At 36.2% G+C, this 6,553-nt stretch carries 5 protein-coding genes; all 5 read right to left on the bottom strand.

What is annotated here, in order from left to right; all coding sequences use genetic code 11:
* Positions 1-1,076, bottom strand: a 1,076-nt coding sequence (gene wecB, locus ABFR62_12345) for a UDP-N-acetylglucosamine 2-epimerase (non-hydrolyzing) (GenBank protein MEN8139213.1), incomplete at its 3' end; no start/stop codon positions are given.
* 67 nt (positions 1,077-1,143) lie between these two features.
* The gene (locus tag ABFR62_12340) at positions 1,144-2,436 is read right to left on the bottom strand and encodes a glycosyltransferase family 4 protein (protein ID MEN8139212.1); all 1,293 of its coding nucleotides are present in this window, start codon (positions 2,434-2,436) and stop codon (positions 1,144-1,146) included.
* Between the two features lie 204 nt (positions 2,437-2,640).
* A complete protein-coding gene (locus tag ABFR62_12335) occupies positions 2,641-5,049 on the bottom strand; it encodes a YfhO family protein (protein MEN8139211.1) in 2,409 nt (802 codons plus the stop codon).
* A 195-nt stretch (positions 5,050-5,244) separates the two neighbouring features.
* Complete coding sequence (locus ABFR62_12330; protein ID MEN8139210.1) at positions 5,245-5,529, bottom strand: DUF4834 family protein; 285 nt, start codon at positions 5,527-5,529, stop codon at positions 5,245-5,247.
* Between the two features lie 2 nt (positions 5,530-5,531).
* Entirely contained in the window at positions 5,532-6,263 is a 732-nt protein-coding gene (gene lptB, locus ABFR62_12325) for an LPS export ABC transporter ATP-binding protein (GenBank protein ID MEN8139209.1), read from the bottom strand.
* Between the last annotated feature and the right edge of the window lie 290 nt (positions 6,264-6,553).

The raw sequence follows: 6,553 nt of genomic DNA, 5'->3' as shown, positions 1-6,553 counted from the left end.
AACTTTAAAATTTCACCACAAATCACTTCTCCAACACTACCTTTTCCGTACAAATCCATGTCAAAATCTGATTCTTTGGCCGAAAGCACTTCAAATGCAGAAATAATTCCTTTCTCTGTAGCTCCGGCAATTTGTGCAAATCCGTTTTCTACAAGTTCCACCCACTCAGTTTCATCGCGAACTATCACACAGTGTTTTTTATTGAAAAAAGCCTCTTTTTGCAGTCCACCACTATCTGTTACTACCAGGCTGCAGTTTTTCAACAGCTCCAGCATATCGAAATAACCTACAGGATCTATAATTTCGGCCTTTGTAGAAATTTTGTTCTCTTCTATTATTGATTTCGTACGAGGATGCAGAGGTAAAATTATTCTGATTCCTTCATCTACTATTTTATCAAATGCTGATAGAATTGATTTCAGTCTCGCTAAATCATCTGTATTTTCCTGACGGTGAATAGTTGCCAATACAAATTTTCCATGTTCGAGATTATGGCTTTTGATAACAGTTGATTTTTCTTTAGATTTTTTACTGTAAAACTCAACCGCATCTTTCATTATATCACCGCTACGAACAATCTTAGTATCGATATTTGTATAGCCTTCTTTTTCTAAGTTTCCAACAGCAGTTTTAGTAGGGCAAAGTAACAAATCAGAAATTCTGTCAGTTAAAATCCTGTTTACTTCTTCGGGCATTGCCATATTAAAAGAACGCAAACCTGCCTCTATATGAACAACCTTTACTCCAAGCTTTTTTGCCGCCAGAGCTCCCGCAATAGTTGAGTTTGTATCACCGTAAACAACTAAAACATCAGGTTTCTCTTTTGTTATTACTTCTTCAATTTTTTCAAGCATCTGTCCGGTCATGGCTCCATGACCCAAACCATTAATGTTCAGATTGTACTTTGGTTTTGGAATTTCCATTTCCTCAAAAAACAAATCCGACATATTTTTGTCGTAATGCTGCCCGGTATGAACAATCACTTCTTCAATTTCGTCGGATGATAATATTACCCTGCTTAAAACCGCAGCTTTAACAAACTGTGGACGTGCACCTAATACCGTGAGTATTTTCATTCTTTTTTAGCTTTTGGCTTTTGGCTTTTGGCCAGTAGCTAAAGGCTAAAGGCTAAAGGCTAAAAGTTTATAACGAATTCATTATCCCGGCCAACTTAGCAGTGATATTCTTTCGTGAATATTGTTCTATATTTTTTGAATTGACAAATAACTCTTCATTAATAAAATCAGAATAATATTTCATTATCAATTCCTTCATTTTATCCTTTTTCCCGTAATCCACTATTTCACCACTCTCGGTTCCTTTAAGAATCTCAGCTAAATCTCCATCCTCCGGACCTATTGTTAATATTGGTCGCTTTGCATTAAGGTATTCAAAGAACTTACCTGTAACTATCCCTTTAGCGTTTGCAGTGTTGTTTAGTACCAATAAGAGTAACTGAGAACTTTTTTGAAAGGTTATTACATCATCGTGATTAAGATATTTTTCGTGATAAACATATTTAGAAAGCTCATAAAACTCCAAAGTATCAAATACCTCTCTACTAACCATTCCGGCAAGTTTAATCTGCAAATGCTTAGCTATCTCAGGTTGTTCATTAATACATTCCGATAATGCTTCCCAAAGCATTTCGGGATTTCTGTCGGCATTCATTGAACCTATATGCGAAATTGAAAATTTCTCATCGAGATCAACAGACTCTTTTTTAGCAGTTTCTACATCAAAACCATTAGGTATTACGTGAATTTTATCGCCTCCAAGCATATAAAATTCATCTTTCATCGTTTTGCCAACAACTAAAACCTTATCTGATTCTTCTATTACATCTTTTTCGAGACGATGATGTTTAAGGTCGGCCCAGTTGGTTAATTTCAACTTGGAATAGTAATCAATATTCGTCCACGGATCTCTAAAATCAGCAATCCATTTTACATCGAGCAGACGTTTTAATTTTAAACCGATTAAATGTAAACTATGAGGAGGCCCGGTAGTAATTACAACATCTACATTGTTTTGACTTAAATAATTTTTAAGAAACTTAACCGAAGGCTCTATCCAAAACTTTCGGGCATCGGGAATGAAAAAATTACCTCTCACCCAGGTAGTGAGCTTTTTCATTAAACTTTGTTTTTCTTCCGAACTTATAAAACCACCTTTAATTTTGTCTATATCCTTTTGTCCTGTGATAAAACTTGCAAAAGTATAAGGTTCAATAATAGATTTTTTTATAACCTCAATGCCCTCAGGTATATCTTTCTCCAGACTATTATCAATTATTGGATACTTTGGATTATCAACGGTATAAACAACAGGTTCCCAGCCAAAATCACGCAGGTATTTTACAAACTTCAACCATCGCTGTACTCCCGGTCCTCCCGCCGGTGGCCAATAATATGTTATGATAAGTACTTTTTTCACTACTTCCTAAAGTTCAATGTTCAATGTTTACCCTTACAGACTGTGTCACAATTACTATTATCGTCATTAACTATGCTGAATCTAAAGATTTCCGACCAAAACGGAGGAACATCAATATTCTTATTTTCAGACAATTAGATGTTTTACTCGCTGGTACTTTTACTTTTAATAGTTGCTCACAGCATTTGCGACTTCAAACTATTATTATTTCTTATTCTTAATACCTAAAAACAATCCAAGCAATACCAAACCAAAAAGTAAAATATTACTTCCCAGCATAATTTTATCTCCTGTTGCTATAACTTCCGGTTCAAACCTGAATGCTATCTCGTGTTTTCCTTTTGGAATCCACAACGAACGTAAAACATAGTTTGATCTTGATATCTCTACATCTTCGCCATCAATTGTAGCTTTCCATCCTTTTGGATAGTAAATTTCGGAAAAAACAGCCAAACCATCATTGTTATTGTTCGAAACATACTTTAGTTCATTGGCTTTGTATGTAACTAATTCTATGGATGCCGAATTATCCAAAACAATTTCTGCAGTTGATAAATTAGCCTCAAACTTCTTATCTATTACGGCTTCAGACCTTGTATTCAAACTTGTTAAAGCCTGCATTTCTTCATCTGCATTTTCTACCAGTTTATAGCTGTCAACAAACCAGGCATTGCCATTGGCTCCCGGGTTTTGCGAAACCTGCAATCCGTTTTGGCTATTGAATATAATGTATTTTGTATTCAGCATATTCAATACCTGCTCATTGTTATTTACCACCTGATTTTCCCAAAGTTCCTGATATCTCTTCAGCTTTGCTCCGTGATACCCTCCAACAGACTGATGATAAAAAGATGTGGAAGAATTACTCATTGCATTTACAGAAGCATTATAAACTCTGTAAATCGACTTATCCTTCAATATTTCCTTATCAGCACTTGTCATCGGAAATGGATTATCAACTTTGCGTTTACTTACAAAGCTTTCATTATTAAGGTAGCGCTTATCTACACCTCCTAAATCCATAACAATAAAGAATCCTAACAGACCAAGAGCTATATTCACCGACAATTTCTTATTCATTGATAAATAAAGCAATAATGCCGAAACCGCCATAAAAGCAAGACTTCGTAAGCTATCGCTTTGCATCATCGAAGCTCTGTCATCAATAAGGGCATCCAGTAATCCCATTTGGGCATATTGCCCGTCTGCTGCTCCGGTAAAATCAAACATCGCCGAACCAAACAGGATGAACAACAATGCTAAACCTCCTGTTGCAGCAAAACTATACAGTAATGCTTTTTGATTTTTCTGTATATCATTCTCTCCAAAGAACCATTCTTTTAAAGCCAAAACAGCTAAAAACGGCATTGTAAACTCTGCTATTACCTGAATTGAGGCAACTGCTCTAAACTTATCGTACATCGGAAAATAATCCAGCATCAAATCAGTAAGCGGCATAAAATTTTTACCCCACGATAATGCCAAACTCATGATTGTTCCCGACAATAACCACCATTTCATTTTACCCTCTACAATAAACAACCCAAGTACAAACAGGAAAACCACAATTGCACCAATATACGCAGGCCCCGATACAAAAGGCTGATCTCCCCAATAGGTAGGTGCCTGTTTCACTATTTGCCTTATCTGACCATCAGGAACTTTTCCTCTAAGGGCATTTGCCAGGTTTGAATCTTCGGGCAAAGCTTCGCCCGATGCACCACCCATAAAATTCGGAATCATCAAATTCACTGATTCCAATATACCGTAACTCCACTGGGTAACATATTCTTTATCCAGCCCGTCTGTTTTTTCTAACTTATCATTATCCAGGGTTAATTCTGAAGGACCACGGGTTGAATATTTTGTGTATTCATAAGTCGTAAGAAGTTTTGTTGCATTTGATCCAAAAGCCAAAACAACAGCAACTATTAATACTGCTATATTTTTAGAGAAATCCAATAATGTTTTTTCCTTTACAGCATCGTAAAAATAGAAAGCTCCCAATATCAGTATTAGTAAACCTAGATAATAAGTCATCTGGAAATGATTAGCATTAATTTCCAATGCCATAAATAATGCTGTGATTATTCCCCCCAACAACCATTTTCCCCTTAAGGACAATATAATTCCTGCTGTTATCATCGGAAAATATGCAATTGCATGCGCCTTTGCATTATGCCCGGCTTCGAGTATTATCAGAAAATAGGTCGATAGTCCGAATGCTAATGCCCCGAGCAAGGATATACGCCAATCGTTCCCCAGCAACACCATCATGAAATAAAAACTTATAAAATAAAGAAAGAGATAACCTGCAGGATGAGGAAGAAAACGAATTGCATTATCAAGTTTCTTTACTATGTCGTAGTTATAAAGTACCGAAATTTGATAGGCAGGCATACCTCCGAACATAGAGTTTGTCCAATAAGGTTCCTCTCCATACTGTTCTCTAAAATCCTGTATTTCTTTCGACATTCCCTTAAAATTAGAAATATCTCCCTGATACAATTTTTTCCCACTTAATATTGGGTTGAAATAAATTATCGATATTAACACAAAAAGCCCCACTACAAAAATGTGAGGCAAGTATTGTTTTAAGTTTTTTATATTCATACTTATTGCTTGTTGAGACGATGCGCCATCGCCTTTACTTAATATTATATATAATTATCTTTTATTAAAGACTAAAACTTTGAACTTTAGACTTTAGACTTTAGACTTTAGCTCGCTGGCACTTTTATTTCCAAAAGTTCATCGGCTAAGCCGAGACACGGTGCTCGCTGAACCTCCTTCGTCGGTTTAAACTTGTTAATCTACCTCTTCGTAATCGATATATTCACCGGCATCATCGGTATTTATATCTTTATCTTTTTTTGGTTTATTTACTACAGTAGTTTTCCCCTCAGGCTCTCTTTTTTCTTCCTGATGAACACCTCCCTGATAATGTTGATTAAACTTTTCCTGCATTTTCTTTGCCGCATATTTTTGAATTTGCGGAGCAAAAAGTTTTGCCAGAAATTTAAATCCATAATACACCAGAGCCAGTATCAATAATGTTTTCAATAAATTCACCATTCCTGCTTCTACTATCATTATTAATATTTTTTTCTCAATTCGAATTTTTCACCGAGATAAACCTTTCGCACCATTGGGTCGGCAGCAAGTTCCGGCGGTGTTCCCGCTTTAAGTATACTACCTTCGAACAACAAATACGTTCTGTCTGTAATTTCCAGAGTTTCCTGTACGTTGTGATCAGTAATTAATATCCCGATATTTTTCTCTTTCAAAGTAGCCACAATCTTCTGAATATCTTCAACCGCAATAGGGTCTACCCCTGCAAACGGCTCATCCAGCAAAATAAACTTAGGATCGGTAGCCAAAGCACGTGCTATTTCGGTTCTACGTCGTTCTCCTCCCGAAAGCAAATCTCCTCTGTTTTTTCTGATATGCTGTAATCCAAACTCTTCGATCAAAGCCTCCATTTTCATATGGCGTTCTTTTTTCGACAATTTTGTCATCTCAAGAACCCCCATTATATTATCTTCGATACTTAATTTTCTAAAAACAGAAGCCTCCTGCGCCAAATAACCAATTCCCTTTTGTGCTCTTTTATACATTGGATCATTGGTAATATTCATATCATCCAGATAAATTTCACCGTCATTTGGTTGAATAAGACCAACTATCATATAAAAAGAGGTGGTTTTTCCTGCGCCATTAGGTCCAAGTAATCCAACTATTTCACCCTGTTCTACATGAATAGATACACCTTTTACCACCTTTCGGCTCTTGTACATCTTAACAATATTATCAGCTCTTAGAATCATATATCTCTTAAGTAATTATTATATCTAACAGAATCATCAAAGTTAGAAAATGTAATCAATTTGAAAAGTCAATTTTCAGTTTTTAAAATAATACTTTGGGCGTGCCCTTTTGCTCTTTTCTACCCTCTGTTTAACATCGTAAATCTTCTCATGAGCAAAAGGTCGGGCTTTCGCCTGTATCTTTTTACTAACACTTCAACTCCCCTTCCGCTACGCTTGGTTCCTTAGCTTGTCGAAGAACAGGTACCACTATCAGCGACCGTAAAAAGGATGCCGGCTCTATCCCTCAC

Source organism: Bacteroidota bacterium (assembly GCA_039714315.1).
Lineage (GTDB): Bacteria > Bacteroidota > Bacteroidia > Flavobacteriales > JADGDT01 > JADGDT01.
The sequence above is the reverse complement of the archived record's forward strand: the minus strand, read 5'-3'. Positions and strand labels throughout refer to the sequence as shown.